This is a genomic window from Balneola sp. EhC07 (genome assembly GCF_001650905.1).
In the GTDB taxonomy this organism is placed as follows: Bacteria; Bacteroidota; Rhodothermia; order Balneolales; family Balneolaceae; genus Balneola.
In genome coordinates this window covers 1-18,883 of the sequence record NZ_LXYG01000004.1, presented here as the reverse complement: position 1 = coordinate 18,883, position 18,883 = coordinate 1, and the positions used below count along the sequence as shown (strand labels likewise).

Below are 18,883 nucleotides of genomic sequence, written 5' to 3'. Positions count from 1 at the left end.
CAAAAATTATGACAAAGGTTATTTTTTCAGGCTTATTGCTAATTTTAATTACAACAGGTTGCGAACGATCAGTGGATGGTCTAGAAGAAGCAGACCTGTCAAACAATCCTAATGTTTTTGTTGACGGATTTAGTGGAGGATTAGAATACGCAGTTTTTCAAGGAGCTGTTCTTAATGCTTTTCAAGTAGATACCGAAGTTACATCTGATGGAACAGGTTCTTCTATGAGATTTGCAGTTCCCGATGTAAACGATCCAACAGGCTCTTATGCCGGCGGTACATTTTTTACTACGACACCAAGAGATCTATCAGAGTATAATGCATTAACCTTCTATGCAAAAGCAACCGAATCAGTACCTCTAGGGGTTATTGGCTTTGGGAATGATCTGGATCAGAATAAATTTACTGCTGAGGTTACTGATTTCAGAGCTAACACAAACTGGAAGAAATACATTATCCCAATTCCTGATGCTTCTAAACTAACATCAGAAAAAGGAATGTTTTTCTACTCTTTTGGTCCTATAGATGGTAAAGGATATACAGTTTGGATTGACGAAGTAAAATTTGAATTTCTTGGTACAATTGGTCAACCACGCTTTGAAATGCTAAATGGGGAAGATCAAACTACAAATACTTTTACAGGTGTTACAACTTCGTTATCGGGGTTAAACTCGATCTATAATCTGGCTGATGGTACAGATCAATCTGTTAGTTCAGCAGCAGCTTACTTTGAGTTTACATCTAGTAATACTTCAACCGCTGAAGTTGATGCGTTGGGAAATATATTAGTAGGAGCTCAGGGATCAGCTGTAATTACGGCTTCTGTTGGAGGGATAGATGCAGATGGATCATTGACTGTAGAATCTCGTGGGACTTTTATTTCAGCCCCCACTCCAACAAGAGATGCCGCAAATGTAATTTCTGTTTTTAGTGATGCATACGATAATGTAGATGTAGATTATTACAATGGGTTCTTTAATGGCGATGGACAAACTACTCAAGGTGGTACAGGGACAGGCGGTGCAGATCTTATCGTAGACGGAAATGGTGTAATAAACTATACACAACTAAATTTTGTAGGCATCGGAATGTTCGATAGCGTCCCAAGCATTGACGCAACCGAAATGACTCATTTTCATGTAGACATAAAGGTTAATGAAGCTGTGCAATCAGGTGATTTTATCAGACTGCTCTTACTTAATTCAGTTGGAGATGGTGAGACCTCAGGTTCATTTACAATAAGCTCAAGCATATTGCTACAAGATTCATGGTTAGGATTAGACATACCGCTTAGCAGCTTTACCGGACTCAGTGACCGTTCTGAGATCGGATTGATTTTCTTCGTTTCCGACAATACAGTTTCAAACATTTTTGTAGACAACATTTACTTCTTCAAAAATTAAGATTGGGTAATCAGATAATTATGAAATCAATGCGATCACAAATAAAATTTAAAGCGTTAATAGCGGTAGTATTACCTTTGACCTTTATTTTGAACTGTTCCTCTTCGAATGAAGGAACTGACTGGCAGTTGATTTGGAGTGATGAATTTGATGGTGCTACAGGCGCTTCTCTGGATCAATCAAAATGGAATTTTGAAATTGGCAGAGGGCAGAATGGCTGGGGAAACAATGAGCTTCAATACTATACTGACCGAACAGAGAATGCCGCTTTAGATGGTGAAGGTAATCTTGTGATTACGGCTCGGGAAGAAAGTTTTGAGGGAGCAAATTATACATCATCAAGAATAACTACTCAGGATAAACTGGAGATAACATACGGGCGTATTGAAGCGCGTATTAAAACACCTTTTGGACAAGGTTTGTGGCCTGCTTTTTGGTTACTGGGAACATCTAATAGTGGAGAGATATGGCCACAAATAGGTGAGATCGATGTTATGGAACTCCGCGGACAACAGCCAACCAAAATTGCCAGTACGGTTCATGGTCCGGGATATTCAGCAGGAAACGGTATCTCCGGCGATTATAATCTAACAAATAGTCGTTTTGATACTGAGTTTCATGTTTTTGCAGCCGAGTGGTTTACAGATAAAATCGACTTTTATGTAGATGGCTTTCTTCATCATACAGTTACAAAAGAACAGATTGAAAACGCAGGAAATGAATGGGTCTACAATGATCCCTTCTTTGTGATACTGAATGTAGCTGTTGGGGGCAATTATGTAGGTTCGCCAAATCAGTCAACCAGATTTCCTCAAAGTATGACTATCGATTATGTAAGAATATACTCAGAGTGATCGGAGTCAATTAAGTAAACATTATAAGTTAAATAAATTTAAATATTTCCCGTGTCCATTTCCCTTGAAAATCTTAGCAATGAATCCTGGTTTAAAATAACAGACTATGATTCGATGCGTCCATTTTTTATGAGCATAGTGAGTGATTCTAACCATTGGATGTTTATTTCAAGTAATGGAGGACTTACAGCAGGACGAAAGAACTCCGAATACGCATTGTTTCCATACTATACCGATGATAAGATCACTGACCTAGAAGACATTACAGGGAACAAAACTATTTTTCAGGTTGCTATTGAAGATGATGTTAAGATCTGGGAGCCTTTTTCAGTTAGAAATGAGAGCAAGTTTAAAACGACCAGAAATTTATATAAGAATCGATTTGGCAATAAGATCATGTTTGAGGAGATCAACCATGACCTGGATTTAACTTTCAGATATCAATGGAATACCAGTAACCTGTACGGTTTTGTGAAAAAATCTACTTTGATCAATTCCGGTTCAAAAAACAGAAAAGTTACTGTTTTAGATGGCTTGCAAAATATAATGCCATATGGCGTTAGCGCCGATCTGCAAACAAGGGCCAGTAATTTGGTAAATGCTTACAAAAGAAGTGAACTGGTACAAGGCTCGGGTTTGGGGATTTTTGCCTTGAGTGCAATTATAGTTGATAAAGCAGAGCCAAGTGAAGCTCTGAAAGCAAATGCGGTTTGGTCATATGGATTAGAAAACGCCAAATACCTGCTTTCTTCAAAGCAATTAGATGAATTCAGAACCGGCAAAAGAATTCAGCAAGAAACAGATATAAAAGGCGAGAAAGGCGCTTATTTTATTGAATCTGAGATCGATCTGTCCGGAAATTCTGAGAAGAAATGGTCTTTTGTTGCAAATGTAAATCTGGATCAAGCTCATGTGGTAAGGTTGAATCACGAAATCACAAATGATTCAGGTTTAACCAAAGTGATAGATGAGGATATAGAACGAGGTACTCAAAAATTAAAGCAACTAGTAGCCGGTGCTGACGGGCTTCAACTTACCAGTGATGTCCTAAACGATACACGTCATTATTCGAATGTATTGTTCAATATAATGCGAGGCGGAACTTTTGATGAGAATTATAAGATCGAAAAAAATGACTTTGTTGCGTATTTAAGAAAAGCCAGTAAGCAAGTAGTTGAAAGGAATTCCGACTTTATAAATGAATTAAAAGATTCTTTTGATAAAAATGAGTTAAATCAATGGTTGGAAAATATTTCAGATGTAGATCTGATAAGGCTTTCCAAAGAATATTTGCCACTAAAGTTCAGTAGACGACATGGTGATCCGAGCAGACCGTGGAATCAGTTTTCTATCAATACGCATAGTGAAATTGATGGATCAAAGATCTTAGACTACGAAGGAAACTGGAGAGACATTTTCCAAAATTGGGAAGCACTGGTTTATTCATACCCGGATTTTTTAGAAGGGATGATCTTCAAGTTTTTAAACGCGACCACTTTTGACGGCTACAATCCTTATCGGGTTACTAAAGATGGTTTTGATTGGGAAACCATAGAACCGGATGATCCTTGGTCTTACATTGGTTATTGGGGTGATCATCAGATCATCTACTTGTTGAAGTTCCTTGAGTTCTACGAGAAATATGATCCCAAAGCTTTAAGGACATTATTCGGAGAAGAAAGCTTTGTATATGCAAATGTTCCTTATCGAATTAAGTCTTATCAGGATATTGTAAGTGATCCAAAAGACACAATTGAGTTCGATGAAGAGTCAGACAAATCAATTCGTCAAAAAGTAGCAGAAAGAGGAGCGGACGGAGCTGTACTTAGCAGCGAAAAAGAGGAAATTCACCACGTTAATTTTATAGAGAAGATCCTTGTTACTGTATTGGCGAAAGTTTCCAACTTTATTCCCGAAGCAGGCATCTGGATGAACACTCAGCGTCCTGAGTGGAATGATGCAAACAACGCCTTAGTGGGTAATGGCGTATCAATGGTTACGCTTTATTACCTGAGAAGATTTTTGAAGTTCTTAGAACCTGTTCTGGATGATGTGGAATCCAATTCATATTCAGTTTCTGAAGAGTTAGCAAAATTATTTAACTCCATTAATGATGTACTGGTGAACAATCAGACATTATTAAACAGCTCTATCAGTGATTCAGAACGAAAAAAGATTACTGACAAACTTGGACTTGTCGGTAGCGAATTCAGAAATCAAATTTATGATCACGGTTTTGGTGGTGAGTCGGTTAAAATCGAATTAGATCAGATCAAGGGTTTTGTAAGTACAGCGCTGGAATTTTTGGAGCATTCTATAGAAGCTAACCAAAGAGAAGACGATCTGTATCATGCCTATAACCTGATGAGCATAGATGATGATGGAATTTCTATTTCTCATTTGGATGAAATGCTGGAAGGTCAGGTTGCAGTGCTTAGTTCAGGTTATCTAAGCTCAGAAGACGAGCTTAAAGTTCTGGATGCACTCCGTGCTAGTGCGTTGTATCGTGATGATCAACAGAGTTACATACTATATCCAAATAAAGAATTACCTGGTTTTCTCGATAAAAATACTATTCCCAAAGAAGAAATAAGTAAGTCAGAGCTTCTTAAAAAGCTTGAAGCGGATGGTAATCATCGAATCATAACAAAAGATGTTAATGGTGAGTACCATTTTAATGGAAATTTCAGGAATGCCCGTGATCTCAAAAAGGGATTATCTGACTTATCAGATAAATACAAATCACTAGTAGAAAAAGAAGAAAAGCTGATCCTTCAGGTTTTTGAGAACGTATTTGATCACAAATCATTTACCGGCAGATCAGGTACTTTCTTCGGATATGAAGGACTTGGGTCTATTTATTGGCACATGGTTTCTAAACTACACCTCGCAGTCTATGAAGTATGTGAGAGAGCTGATGAAGCCAATGTTGATAAAGATGTTGCAAAGAAACTTGCGAAACACTTCGATGAAATAGGAGAGGGCATTGGTGTTCACAAATCTCCGGAATTATACGGAGCTTTTCCTACTGATCCATACTCGCATACACCTGCACATCGTGGAGCTCAGCAACCGGGAATGACGGGTCAGGTTAAGGAAGATATTCTGGTAAGAATCGGAGAACTGGGAATTCAGATCAAAGATGGAAAACTAAGTTTTGATCCTTCATTTCTGAAAAAAGAAGAGTTCTCAACAGAAAAGAAATCATTCGATCTGGTATCAGTAGATCAGAACGAATATAAGATCGAATTACCTGAAAACGCCCTAGGATTTACTTGCTGCCAGGTTCCAGTGATCTACCGGATTTCAGACAAAAGTGGATTAGATGTAGAGCTAAGCGATGGATCTTCGAAAAGCTTTAAAACATCGGAATTAGATGAAAATTTGTCGGGCGAAGTATTTGAAAGATCAGGAAGAGTAAAACAGATCACTGTTTCAATACAAGAAAAAGATCTTCGATAAACCACACTCAGAAATAATAACCGTAAACAAATGACAAAACTATTAACTGTAATTACACTTCTGGCTTCTACGCTTTTGATGGCTTGCGGTAATAGAACGGATAAAAAAATGAGTTCAAAAGATATTTCAGCAAAAGAGATTCTGGGAAATCCGGAATACCAGGCAATTTCATACAGTGGCTACCGAGAACTTTCCAGAGATGTAGTTCCAACCATAGAGGAACTAAAAGAAGACATGCTTTTGCTGGAAGCAATGGGCATCAAGATAGTTAGAACTTATAACGTATATCTCGAAGCTGTTCCAAGATTGTTGGAGGCAATTTCTGAGCTGAAAAAAGAAGATCCCGAATTTGAGATGTATGTGATGATGGGAGCCTGGATCGATGCAAAAAATGCATGGACTGAAAAGCCTGATAGAATTCGTGATGAAGATAGCCCGAGAAACACCAAAGAAATTGAAAGAGCCGTTAATTTAGCTGTTAAATATCCTGACATCGTAAAGATCATAGCAGTTGGAAATGAAGCAATGGTTCATTGGCAGGAAGAGTACTGGGTTGAACCGGGAATTATTTTGCATTGGGTAAATCACCTTCAAAATTTAAAGAAAGAAGGAAAACTTCCGAAAGATCTGTGGATCACAAGTTCAGATAATTTCGCTTCATGGGGCGGTGGCGGTGAAGAATACCATAAAGAAGACCTGAATGAGCTGATCAGATCGGTAGATTACATTTCTATGCACACGTACCCGATGCACGACACTCATTACAATCCGGATTTTTGGGGAGTGAGAAAAAATCAGATTGATCTTTCTGACGAAGAAAAGATCGAAGCCGCAATGCAACGATCATTGAACTATGCCACATCTCAGTATCAAAGCGTAGTCGATTACATGAAAAGTATCGGAGTCAACAAACCGGTACATATTGGAGAAACAGGATGGGCTACCATATCGAATGGTTTTTATGGAGATAACGGATCAAAAGCTACAGACGAATTTAAAATGGGTCGCTATCACGACCTGATTCGAGCATGGTCAGATGAGAATAAAGTTTCTGTGTTCTATTTCGAGGCTTTTGATGAGAAATGGAAAGACGCTCAGAATCAATTAGGATCAGAAAATCATTTTGGATTAATAAACCTCCAATCGGAAGCAAAATATCCACTTTGGGAAATGGTGGATGCAGGAGTATTTCAAGGTTTAACCAGAGACGGAAAGCCGATCACAAAAACATTCGGTGGGGATGTCGAAGAGTTGATGAAAACAGTAAAAGTGCCACCGACAAATGCAGAAATTCAAGCTAAGAAAAATCAGTAGAACTGAAATATGAAAGAAATAACACATTACATATTCCTGCTTTTTTTAATGCTCACTTTAAGTTGCTCAAATACTGAAACTATGGATATTGAAGTATATGAAACATCGAAAGAAGGGAACAGCTTAACCAAACTGGATAGTTTTCCTGAAGCAGATAAAGTTGTGAACATTTCGATCAATCCTGAAGAAACATTTCAGAAGATCACCGGCTTCGGAGGTTCTTTCACAGAAGCTTCTGCTTACTTATTGAATGAATTAAGTCAGGAAAATCGAGATAAGATCATTGAAGCTTATTTCGGAGAATCGGGTGCAAAATATTCGCTTACCCGAACTCATATGAACTCAAGTGATTTCTCTTTGGGTAATTATTCTTATGCGCCTGTAAAGAATGATTTGAAGCTTGAGAATTTCTCTATTGAAGAAGACCGGGATGATATTATCCCGATGATCAAAGATGCAATGGAAGTTTCAAAAGATGGATTTAAGATCATTTCATCGCCATGGACTGCTCCACCATGGATGAAAGACAACAACGACTGGAAAGGCGGGAAACTTCTTCCTGAATATTATGATACATGGGCGCTATTCTTCTCAAAATACTTAGATGCTTACAAACAAGAAGGTATTGACATCTGGGGAATTACCGTGGAAAATGAACCGCTTGGCAACGACAGCAACTGGGAAAGCATGCATTTTTCTCCAGAGGAAATGAATGAGTTTGTTATCAACCATTTGGGGCCACAGTTAGAAAAAGATGCGCAAGACGTTGTTCTGTTGGGATACGATCAAAACCGTGATTCCGAAATGATCGAGTGGATCGATGCTATGTACGGAGATGAAGAAGCGAAGAAATATTATGATGGAGCAGCCGTGCATTGGTATGGAAGTACTTATGAGGTATTCCCGGAAGCTCTTCAATATGCACACAATGCCGCACCGGATAAATACCTGATCCAAACCGAAGCAACTGCTGACGCTGAAGTTCCGGTATGGAAAGATGATAAATGGTACTGGAGCAAAGAAGCAACAGATTGGGGTTGGGACTGGGCTCCTGAAGACAAGAAATATTTACACCCGAAATATGTGCCTGTTTACCGATACGCAAGAGATATGATCGGCACTTTGAATAATTGGGTAGATGGTTGGGTTGACTGGAATATGGTTCTGGACAGACAAGGTGGACCAAACTGGGCAAAGAACTGGTGTTTAGCTCCGGTTATTGTCGATCCGGAACAGGATGAGGTTTACTTCACGCCTTTGTATTACACCATGTCTCACTTCAGCAGATACATAAGACCCGGCGCGATGAGAATAGGTCATTCTCACGACGATGAAGAGATTTTATTGACAGCAGTTCAAAACCCGGACAAATCAATTGTAGTAGTAATTCTAAACCAGAGCAATGAAGCAAAGAGCCTCCAATTAGAGTTGAAAGGAAAGAAAGCAGAATTCGCAATAAGTGCTAATGCTGTACAAACGGTAGTGATCAATTAAAAAATGAGCAAAAGTTAATGGCTAATCAACAAGCATCAGCAAGAGGAAAAGTACCTCTTTTACAAAAATCTGCATTTGGTGCAGGTCATTTGGTTCTCAATTTACTTCCCGGAGCATTGGGAGTATTTATGTTTTTCTTGCTGACAGCATTTGGAATGAATCCTTTCTTGGCTGGTTTGTTAGGTGGGCTTCCTAGAATTTTTGATGCTCTTACAGACCCGATAATGGGGTTTATTTCTGATAACACTAAATCTAATTGGGGACGTAGAAGACCCTACATTTTTGTTGGTGCAATACTTAGTGGTCTGTTTTTCATCTTGCTCTGGCAGTTGGATGAAACCAATTCTCAAACCTACAATTTTTGGTACTTCCTCATCATGTCGATGGTATTTTTAGTCGGGAATACCATGTTCGCAACACCATTGATTGGACTAGGTTATGAAATGACATCTGACTATAACGAGCGAACTCGACTAATGGCTTTTTCTCAAACGGTTGGACAAATAGCATGGATGATCGTCCCATGGTTTTGGGTATTAATTGCTGATCCAGATTTATTTGAAAGTCAGGCAGTAGGAGTCAGACAATTATCGGTAGTTGTAGGAGTCATCTGTCTTCTTATGGGGTTATTACCTGCAATTTTTTGTAAGGGAATTGATGCCTCGAATATGGAGAATCGAAAGGACATCAACTTTAAGTCGGCGCTTTCTAATCTTAAAGATCTTTTTGTAAGTATTGTAGAAGTATCGAAGAACAAACCTTTTGTAAAGCTTTGTGCAGCAACATTTCTGGTATTTAATGGGTTTCAGCTAGTAGCTTCATTCAGTTATTTCATAATCGTGTTTTACATGTTTAATGGGGATTATGGGTTGGCAGGGAACTGGCCGGCTTGGTTCTCTACTATAACCGCAGTTACTACAGCCTTCCTGGTTATTCCTATAGTTTCCTGGATTTCAAATAAAATTGGAAAACGTAAAGCCTTCACGATCTCTACAGCATTATCTATTGTAGGTTACATTTTGAAATGGTGGGGATTCAGCCCCGAAAATCCATGGTTAATTTTTATGCCTATTCCATTTATGGCTTTTGGTCTTGGTGGGCTTTTCACACTCATGATGAGTATGACTGCAGATGTATGTGACTTAGATGAACTTGAAAATGGAATGCCGAGAAAAGAAGGCACTTTTGGTGCCATTTATTGGTGGATGGTAAAGCTAGGTCAGGCATTGGCATTGGTTCTGGGCGGTCTGGTATTAGAACTGGTTGGTTTCGATCAGAATTCTGCAACTCAAACAGTTGCAACATTAACAAATTTAAGAATCGCTGATATAGCCATCCCTGCAATAACTGCTGGTTTAGCAATTTGGGTTATGCATACTTATGACCTGACAGAAGAACGAGCAAGGGAAATTCAGAACAGGTTAGTAGAAAGACGCGGCGAGCTGTAAAAATTAATTTAGAGTAATAGAAACATGTCATTCAGAAAAGAAAAATATCTCAAATATAAAGAATCAGATAGTGTAGCTAAACTGGCTTATATCGATGAGCTTACCGGTGACGAGACTGTACACCTATTCCATGAAGTTTTAAATGATGGAATAAATGGATTTTGCTTCAGTATGTATGAAGAGGGGCAAAAGCCGGGAGATATCATATCAAAAGATCAGATCCACAGAAGAATGCTTAAGCTGGAACCGCATACACAAGGAGTTCGGTCTTTTTCATGTACCGAAGGAAATGAGCTTGTTCCTGTTGTGGCTAAAGAATTAGGGATGACTACTTTAGTTGGTGCTTGGCTGGGCAGTGATAAGGAGAAGAATAAAGAAGAGATCGATGGTCTGATCAAGCTTGCGAAAGAGGGCTATGTAGATATAGCAGCAGTAGGAAATGAAGTGCTTTACAGAGACGATCTGAGTGAAGAAGAGCTTATAGAATATATTCAATATGTCAAAAGTGAGCTGAAAGACATACCCGTTGGTTATGTAGACGCATATTACGAGTTCGTGGAAAGGCCGGCTATTACCGATCTGTGCGATGTGATATTATGCAACTGCTATCCATACTGGGAAGGAACCAGTTTTCAAGACTCTTTCCAGCATATGAGGCAAATGTACTATCAGGCTAAAGAAGCAGCCGGAGATGATAAGAGAATCATTATCACTGAAACCGGTTGGCCAAGTCAAGGTGAAGGTTTAGGTGGGGCGTTACCCGGAAAAGAACATGCTATGAAGTATTTCATTAATGCCAATCTATGGTGTCATGATGAAGATATCGAAATTTTTTACTTCTCATCATTCGATGAATCATGGAAAGTGAGTGACGAAGGTGAAGTTGGAGCTTATTGGGGTGTTTGGGATAAAAACGGAGAGCTGAAATTTTGAATATGAACACATTTCATAGAATAGGTATTAAGCCGGGACAAGCTATTTGTTATTCCGGATTCAGAGATGGACAACAACCTGGAAAGGCATTCCCAAGTTATGAAGAGATTAAAGAAGACTTAACTCTACTAGAGGGTCACTGGAAATACCTTCGATTGTATGATTGTGATCAACATGCAAAAACAGTTTTAGAAGTAATTAAAAACGAAGGCTTTGATTTTCAGGTAATGCTGGGTGCTTATATAGTGGCTGAGAAAAACAATTTTAACTGCCCTTGGGATGGCGGTGTTTATCCAAAGCCACAGTTAGAAAAAAATAAGATCAGTAATCAAAAGAAAATTGAAAAGCTGATAGAATTAGGAAATCAATTCCCGGAAATAATTTGTGCTCTATCAGTAGGAAATGAAGCGTGTGTAGATTGGACCGATCACTACGTCCCTGAAGACAAAGTTCTTAACTATGTAAAACAAGTTCAGGAACGCACATCTCAACCAGTAACTTTTTGTGAAAACTATGCTCCCTGGTTATCAAATCTAGAAGAGTTGGGTAATTCGGTCGATTTCATTTCGATTCATACCTATCCGGTTTGGGAATACAAGAATATTTATGAAGCGCTCGAATTTACTAAAGAGAACTACTATTCCGTAGCCAAAAAATATCCGAATAAACCTGTTGTAATTACCGAAGCAGGATGGACAACTCAGTCGAATGGAAATGGGATAGATCCTTCGAACGTAAATGAGATGTTCCAAAAAATGTATTTCGAAAAGCTAAATGAATGGACGACTCAGGAAAATATTTTGACGTTTTATTTCGAGGCTTTCGACGAGTCTTGGAAGGGTTCGCCTGATCCGCTGGAACCTGAAAAACACTGGGGGCTTTTTAAAATAGACAGAACTTCTAAGCTCGCTTTGCAAAACAAGAACCTACAATCAGATATGGTTACAAAAACAAAAAACAACAAACGATAAGTATAGAAATATAAAAACGATACAATCCTCAACAACAATTATAAAATTATGAAACATCTAACATTTTTAATCGCTTTCCTGTTTGCTGCTGTAAGCAGTTTCGGACAAGCACCAACAGATAATGCAACAGACCCACCGGCTCGAGATTCAGAGAATGTGATCTCAATATTCAGTGGTGCATATACTGATGTATCGGGAAGCAACTATAATCCTAACTGGGGGCAATCCGGCTTTTCTACGGCAAATACCAGTTTTGACCCGGGAACCGGAAATATTGTATTGGCTTACCCAAACTTTAATTATCAAGGAAACGTGCTAGGAAGCGTTCAGGATATCTCATCAATGGAGTTTATGCATGTTGATATTTGGGTAAACAGCACTTTTGATCCAAATGTATTTGCAATCAGCTCTGGCGCTGAAATAGCTCATAGCATTACAAATACGGGGGCACGCACTTGGATAAGTGTAGATATTCCCGTTTCAGGAATTACAGGTGACCCAACTCAGGTTAAAGAATTGAAATTTGACGGCGGAAATGGAAGTACTGATTCTATTTATGTTGATAATATTTACTTCTGGAAAAATGCAACAAATCCTCAAAGTGACGCTACATTAAGCGATCTGAAAGTTGATGGGGAAACTATTGAAAACTTTAGTGCTGGTGTAGAAAGTTATAGATATGGTTTAGTAGCAGGTACAACTACAGTTCCACAGATCACTACAGCGACTTCAACAAACGCTAACGCCATAGTCACAATTACACAAGCTTCAGGTATTCCCGGTGATGCTACAGTAAAAGTAGTTTCCGAAGATGAAACTGATTCAACTACTTATATTGTTTCTTATGCTATCACTTCTCCTGGTTCAGCCGCCCCGGCGCCAACTGCTAGAGATGCTGCAGATGTAATATCTATTTATAGTGATGTTTATTCGAATATTGCATTAGATGCTTTGTCAGCCGGATTCGATGATTCTGACGTGTCAGAAGTAATGATTGATGGAAATGCTACGCTCGAGATAGACTTCACAAACTTCATTGGAATTGACTTTTCAAGTAACAAACAAGATGCATCAACAATGACTCACTTCCATATGGATTTCTGGACATCAAGTGATGATTTAACTGGAAAAGTATTTAATTCTAAATTCTCGCAATGGGGAGGAACAGGAGGAGAAGTTTCTGCTTTTGAGTTACCAATCAACACCGGAACTTCACCGGCTATTGTTTCCGGTTCCTGGGTATCTATTGATGTTCCTATTTCAGATTGGACCAACGCGCCTCAAACCAGAGATGACATTGCTCAGTTCTTGATTACTTCAAATTTGGATGTAGTTTATGTAGACAATATCTATTTATACAAAGAGGGTGGAAGTTCTGTTGGAAACCAGCCGATGGTAGCTGCTCCGGTACCTCCGGATAGAGATTCAGAAGATGTAATTTCCATTTATAGTGATGTATACTCAAACATTGCTCTGGATGCTTTATCTGCGGGTTTTGACGACTCAGATGTTGCTGAAGTTATGATTGAAGGAAACTCAACACTTGAGATAGACTTCACAAATTTTGTTGGAATTGATTTTTCAAGTAATAAGCAAGATGCATCTGCTATGACACATTTCCATATGGATTTCTGGAGCTCCAGTTCTGATTTGACAGGAAAAGTATTCAACTCCAAATTCTCGCAATGGGGTGGAACATCCGGAGAAGTTTCTGCTTTTGAACTACCAATCAATACCGGAACATCACCGGCAATAGAATCAGGTAAATGGATTTCTATAGATGTTCCGATTTCGGATTGGACAAATGCACCTCAAACAAGAGATGATATTGCTCAGTTTTTGATTACATCAAATTTAGATACAGTATATGTTGATAACGTTTATCTGTATAAAGAAGAAGCTGTAGTTGAGCCTGGTGGTGAACTGTTAACCAACGGTGATTTTGAATCAGGAGATGACGGTTCATGGTTTGGAAATGCATTTAACATTCAAACGGAAGGCGACAACAGTTTTAACTTTGCAGATGTTGCTACTGCAGGAAATACCTTTGATGTAAATCTTAGCCAGGGAGTAGAAGTTACTCAAGGTGAAACGTACATCTTAACTTTTGATGCATCTACTTCCACAGGAAATACACGCTCTATACTTGCAGGCATTGGACTGAACGAAGGAGACTTTACTTCAGCTACAGAAACAGTGAATCTTACAGAAACAACCCAAACTTTTATGTTCGAGTTAACTGCTACCGGATTTGGCTCTGCTAATAGCCGTGTGTTATTTGATATGGGAGCTGAGACGGGTATTGTTGTAATTGACAATGTTTCTCTAACAGTAAAGAAAGATGAAAATCCTACCGAAGGGCTCTTAACCAATGGTGATTTCGAATTGGGAGATGATGGATCATGGTTTGGAAATGCTCTTAATATTCAAACGGAAGGCGGAAACAGCTTCAACTTTGCTGATGTAGCCACAGCAGGAAATGCGTTCGACGTAAACCTAAGTCAAGGTGTACCAATCATTCAGGGACAAACATACGTCTTAACTTTCGAAGCATCCACGTCCACAGGAAATACACGTTCTATACTTGCAGGTATTGGACTGAACGAGGGAGACTTTACTTCAGCTACTGAGACAGTGAATCTTACAGAAACAATTCAAACGTTCGTTCTTGAGCTTACAGCTACAGGGTTTGGTTCTGCAAATAGCCGTGTGTTATTTGACATGGGAGCTGAAACGGGTATAGTAGTAATCGATAATGTAACACTTGATGTGAAAGTGGATACAGGCGGCGAGCTTCTCACCAATGGTGATTTTGAATTGGGAGACGATGGTTCTTGGTTCGGGAATGCATTCAACATCCAAACGGAAGGTGGAAACAGCTTCAACTTTGCTGATGTAGCCACAGCCGGAAATGCATTTGATGTAAACCTCAGCAACGGAGTAGCGATCACCCAAGGTGAATCTTACATTCTTACCTTCGATGCATCAACCTCGCCTGGAAATACTCGTTCAATAATTGCCGGTATTGGATTAAATGAAGGAGATTTTACTGCCGCAATAGAGACGGTGAACCTTACAGAAACAACTCAAACATTTGTTCTTGAACTTACAGCTACCGGGTTTGGTTCTGCAAATAGTCGTGTGTTGTTTGACATGGGAGCGGAAACAGGTATTGTTGTAATCGACAATGTTTCTCTTATTGTTGATGATGGAAGTACAGCAGACCCTGCACCAATGGTCGCTGCTCCGGCGCCACCTCAAAGAAACGCAGAAGACGTTATCTCTTTATATAGTGATGCTTATACTGATATTGAGTTAGATACCTTGTCTGCTACTTTTGATGACTCTTTCGTTGAGCAGATTATGATAGAAGGCGACAATACACTGAAAATTGATTTCACAAATTTTGTAGGAGTTGATTTTTCAGGTAACAAGCAGGATGCTTCTGAAATGACCCATTTCCATTTGGATTTCTGGACAGCGGAAGAAGACCTGATTGGTAAAGTATTTAACCTGAAGTTCTCTCAATGGGGAGGGACTGACGGAGAAGTATCAGCATTTGAATTACCTCTAAACACAGGTACTTCGCCGGCAGTTGAATCCGGAAAGTGGATCTCTGTAGACGTGCCAATTTCGGATTGGACAAATGCACCTCAAACCAGAGATGATATTGCACAATTCTTGATTACATCTAATCTGGATGTGGTTTATGTTGACAATGTGTATTTATATAAAGGTATGACTGTAAGCATTGAAGACCCGAATGAAGTGCCTGCAACATTTGCTTTGGATCAAAACTACCCTAATCCATTTAACCCTTCAACGAATATTTCATATAGTATTCCTGAAAATGGAAAGGTTTCACTTGAAGTGTATAATATTCAGGGACAGAAAGTGACTACTCTTGTAAATGAGCAGAAAAGTGCAGGATCATACACTGTTACTTTTGACGCTTCAAATCTAGCTTCAGGGGTATATATGTACAGGTTGGTATCTAAAAATTCTGTACAGGTAAGAAAGATGTTACTAATTAAATAAAAACATCTGATGGTATTAATAAGGCCGATCTCATTTTTGGGATCGGCTTTTTTTTGTTCAGATAATGTATAAAGTAGTTCAATATTTATTTCTTTGAAGTGTCTCTATGAGGAATGTATATGTGGATAAAAACATTTAATATTAGTATCTGAATTAACATATGAATATCAGGACTTATAAAACTTATTTCTATTTGAAAAGAGCTCTTACATATATTTCGCTTCTTTTTGTAAGCATTTCAATAACTAATGCTCAGGATATCCCAACAAAAGGAGTTCCGGCACTCAGAAATTTTACACCCTCGGAATACAAAAATAAAGGAAAAGTTTGGTCTATTGATACAGCTCCAAATGGAATTGTCTACTTCGCTTCTGACAAGGGATTACTGGAGTATGATGGTAGAACTTGGAAAAGCTTTTCAGGAAGTGATGGGATTACGAGATCTGTTTATGTAGCAAGTGATTCGGTTATTTACACCGGTTCAGATCTTGATTTTGGAATTTGGACCAAAGATAAATACCAAAGTTTGGAATACAGATCTCTTTATCCATTTAAAGAAGATTTAAATACACTCAATGAAGAGTTTTGGGACATTCATTCTGTAAATGAAAGCATATTGTTTATTTCATCAGATAATATTTATGTCTATAAAGATAATAATCTTACAAAGATACCGGCTCCAAACCAGATAGTTAATAGCTTTAAAGTTGATAATGAAATTTACTTTATAGATGAAAAAGAAGGCTTATATAAACTAAATAATCTTTCTCCTGAACACCTTTTCCATTTAAATGAAAAAATAAATCTTGAAATAGCGGGACTCTATAATGATGAAAAAGGACTGGTAATTGTAACAAATCAAAATGGATTATATAGATTTGCTTCAAACACACTTACCCAGGTCCAATCACCATTATCTGAGAATTTAAAAGTTGCTAATGTATTTAGTCTGGAACAAATAGACAGCTCATATATAGCATTTGGGACTATTCTGGATGGATTATTTATCGCTGATATGAGTGGGAATATTGTACATCATATCAATAAGAACAAAGGAATACAGAACAATACTATATTAAGTCTGAATTATAGTGAATCAGGTAGATTATGGCTGGGTATGGATTATGGAGTTTCTTTTCTGGACCTAAATAGTGCTTTCACTTTTTTTTATGATTTTAGTGGGGAGTTTGGAACGGGGTATACTGCAGTAATTAAGAAAAACACATTTTATTTAGGGAGCAATCAAGGACTTTATAAAATAAAATGGGAAGACTTAAATAACAGATCAGATTTTAACGAATTTGGATTAGTTCCCGGAACTGAAGGGCAGGTATGGACATTAAAAACTCTCTTTGACCAAACCTGGATGGGACACGATAGAGGCTTATTTGTTATAAGTGACGATGGCATAAAAAGTATCAGTAATAAGACTGGTTATTGGGATGTTCAACCTTATAAGGAATTCTTACTGGCAGGTACTTATAACGGAATTTCAATATTTAATAAAAGCGATGGTGATTGGCAGTTTATGAAACAAATGGATCTTTTTATCGGGTCCTGTAATCAAGTAATAATTGAGGGTGAGAATACTTTATGGGTGAATATTCCAAATTACGGAATAATAAAAGCTGTTTTAAATGAAGATTTATATCCTGAAGAAAGAAAAACATTTTTTTCTGAAGAGTTTAAGGGAGAGGATTATTTTTTGGTTCAAAATGAAAATGGAATCCAAGTTCAAACAGGTACACAAAGCTACTCTTACGATTCTGATGAAGACAAATTTATAGAAGACTCAAGCACAGAGTTTAAGCCGGAAAGTGAAAGTATATTACTCAGAAATGCACAGTCTGTACAATTAAATGATAACTTTGAATTCTATCCCGTTTACAATGGGTTTGCACTGAAAGATTTACGAATTGGGAGCAAGAAAAGTAAATCATCTTATAAGCTGGTATTCAGGAGTATAAAGGCGTTTAATAATGAAGATCATATTTCGGTTCACAACGGATCAGAAATTCCATACACACATAATAACCTGATAATTGAGAGTATTGTGCCAAATCAGGAGTTGGTACTTTATCAGTTTAAATTGGATGGTTCAGATATTTGGAGTGAATGGACTCCTGACAATGAATTTGAGTTAGTAGATCTTAGTCATGGAAGTCATGAACTAAATGTCAGAGCTAAGTTGAATGGCGTAATTATCTCATCAAAAAAATTCATATTCAGTGTTGCTACGCCCTGGTACCTTACTATATACGCTTTGTTATTGTATCTGGTAGCACTGTTTTTCCTTATTTATGCGTTTTACAAGTGGCGTCAATCATCCTTAAAAAAACTTAAAAAGGACCTCCTGATAAAGCAGCAAGCAAACTTGCGTGAGCAAGCAGAACGTTATAACAGAAGGCTTAAGCGCGTTGAAGATGAAAACCTGAGACTAGAGTTTGATCAGGTTAAAGCACAGCTAAAAAATAAAACCATTGAGCTTGCTACAAAAGCCAAAGAAAACGAAGAAATAAACAAGGTTTTGCAAGAGTTGAAAGTAAAGTTCGAAAAGTTAGAGCAAAATCCCAATTCTTTGAAAAGCAGGATGAAAGAGATCCAAAATATAATTGAGTCTCATCTTAGCATTGAGGACAATACCTTTGAAATTCAAATGGACGAACTTCATCAACAATTTTTTGAGAATTTGAGAAATGGTTATCCTGAATTAACAAATTACGATCTTCGTTTGTGCGCATATATAAAGCTTGGATTCAATTCTAAAGAAATTGCAAATATGTTAAATATAATGCCATCCAGTATATACATAAGCAGATCCCGGTTAAGGAAGAAATTGAATCTGAGCTCGGATGCAGATCTGAATAGTTTTTTGAACACTATTTAGCATAAAAAAAGCACTAACTCTTTCGAATTAGTGCTTTGTGTACCGCGTACGGGATTTGAACCCGTGCTACCGCCGTGAA

The 18,883-nt window shown here is 38.1% G+C and carries 10 protein-coding genes; all 10 read left to right on the top strand.

All coding sequences use genetic code 11. The annotated features are described in order from the left end of the window. Positions 1–8: 8 nt before the first annotated feature. The 10 genes from A8B79_RS02720 (at position 9) to A8B79_RS02675 (ending at position 18,804) form a co-directional block, all read left to right on the top strand. Positions 9–1,403: a hypothetical protein gene (locus A8B79_RS02720; protein ID WP_082894041.1), complete on the top strand. Its 1,395-nt coding sequence runs from the start codon at positions 9–11 to the stop codon at positions 1,401–1,403. 20 nt (positions 1,404–1,423) lie between these two features. Then, positions 1,424–2,257, top strand: a complete 834-nt coding sequence (locus tag A8B79_RS02715) for a glycoside hydrolase family 16 protein (RefSeq protein ID WP_066217772.1) — start codon at positions 1,424–1,426, stop codon at positions 2,255–2,257. A 51-nt stretch (positions 2,258–2,308) separates the two neighbouring features. Then, positions 2,309–5,719, top strand: coding sequence for a hypothetical protein (locus A8B79_RS02710; RefSeq protein ID WP_066217685.1), 3,411 nt, complete (start codon positions 2,309–2,311; stop codon positions 5,717–5,719). A 30-nt stretch (positions 5,720–5,749) separates the two neighbouring features. Then, complete coding sequence (locus A8B79_RS02705; protein WP_066217684.1) at positions 5,750–7,033, top strand: glycosyl hydrolase family 17; 1,284 nt, start codon at positions 5,750–5,752, stop codon at positions 7,031–7,033. An 81-nt stretch (positions 7,034–7,114) separates the two neighbouring features. Continuing rightward, positions 7,115–8,527 carry a glycoside hydrolase family 30 protein gene (locus A8B79_RS02700; protein WP_235603532.1) on the top strand — a complete coding sequence of 471 codons (1,413 nt, stop codon included), beginning with the start codon at positions 7,115–7,117 and terminating at the stop codon, positions 8,525–8,527. 17 nt (positions 8,528–8,544) lie between these two features. Beyond that, on the top strand, positions 8,545–9,975 hold the full coding sequence (locus A8B79_RS02695) for an MFS transporter (protein ID WP_066217682.1): 1,431 nt from the start codon (positions 8,545–8,547) through the stop codon (positions 9,973–9,975). Between the two features lie 24 nt (positions 9,976–9,999). Next, a complete protein-coding gene (locus A8B79_RS02690) occupies positions 10,000–10,908 on the top strand; it encodes a glycoside hydrolase family 17 protein (protein ID WP_066217680.1) in 909 nt (302 codons plus the stop codon). 2 nt (positions 10,909–10,910) lie between these two features. Then, positions 10,911–11,879 (top strand): glycoside hydrolase family 17 protein, encoded by a 969-nt coding sequence (locus A8B79_RS02685; RefSeq protein ID WP_201118445.1) that lies wholly within the window; start codon positions 10,911–10,913, stop codon positions 11,877–11,879. Between the two features lie 48 nt (positions 11,880–11,927). After that, positions 11,928–15,917: a carbohydrate binding domain-containing protein gene (locus tag A8B79_RS02680; RefSeq protein ID WP_066217679.1), complete on the top strand. Its 3,990-nt coding sequence runs from the start codon at positions 11,928–11,930 to the stop codon at positions 15,915–15,917. Positions 15,918–16,077: 160 nt separating this feature from the next. Beyond that, positions 16,078–18,804, top strand: coding sequence for a helix-turn-helix and ligand-binding sensor domain-containing protein (locus tag A8B79_RS02675; protein ID WP_066217678.1), 2,727 nt, complete (start codon positions 16,078–16,080; stop codon positions 18,802–18,804). Positions 18,805–18,883 lie beyond the last annotated feature (79 nt).

Coding starts and splice junctions, on each gene's coding strand:
- A8B79_RS02715 (WP_066217772.1), top strand. CDS start 1,424: ATGAAATCAATGCGATCACAAATAAAATTTAAAGCGTTAATAGCGGTA.
- A8B79_RS02675 (WP_066217678.1), top strand. CDS start 16,078: ATGAATATCAGGACTTATAAAACTTATTTCTATTTGAAAAGAGCTCTT.
- A8B79_RS02690 (WP_066217680.1), top strand. CDS start 10,000: ATGTCATTCAGAAAAGAAAAATATCTCAAATATAAAGAATCAGATAGT.
- A8B79_RS02720 (WP_082894041.1), top strand. CDS start 9: ATGACAAAGGTTATTTTTTCAGGCTTATTGCTAATTTTAATTACAACA.
- A8B79_RS02685 (WP_201118445.1), top strand. CDS start 10,911: ATGAACACATTTCATAGAATAGGTATTAAGCCGGGACAAGCTATTTGT.
- A8B79_RS02680 (WP_066217679.1), top strand. CDS start 11,928: ATGAAACATCTAACATTTTTAATCGCTTTCCTGTTTGCTGCTGTAAGC.
- A8B79_RS02695 (WP_066217682.1), top strand. CDS start 8,545: ATGGCTAATCAACAAGCATCAGCAAGAGGAAAAGTACCTCTTTTACAA.
- A8B79_RS02700 (WP_235603532.1), top strand. CDS start 7,115: ATGGATATTGAAGTATATGAAACATCGAAAGAAGGGAACAGCTTAACC.
- A8B79_RS02705 (WP_066217684.1), top strand. CDS start 5,750: ATGACAAAACTATTAACTGTAATTACACTTCTGGCTTCTACGCTTTTG.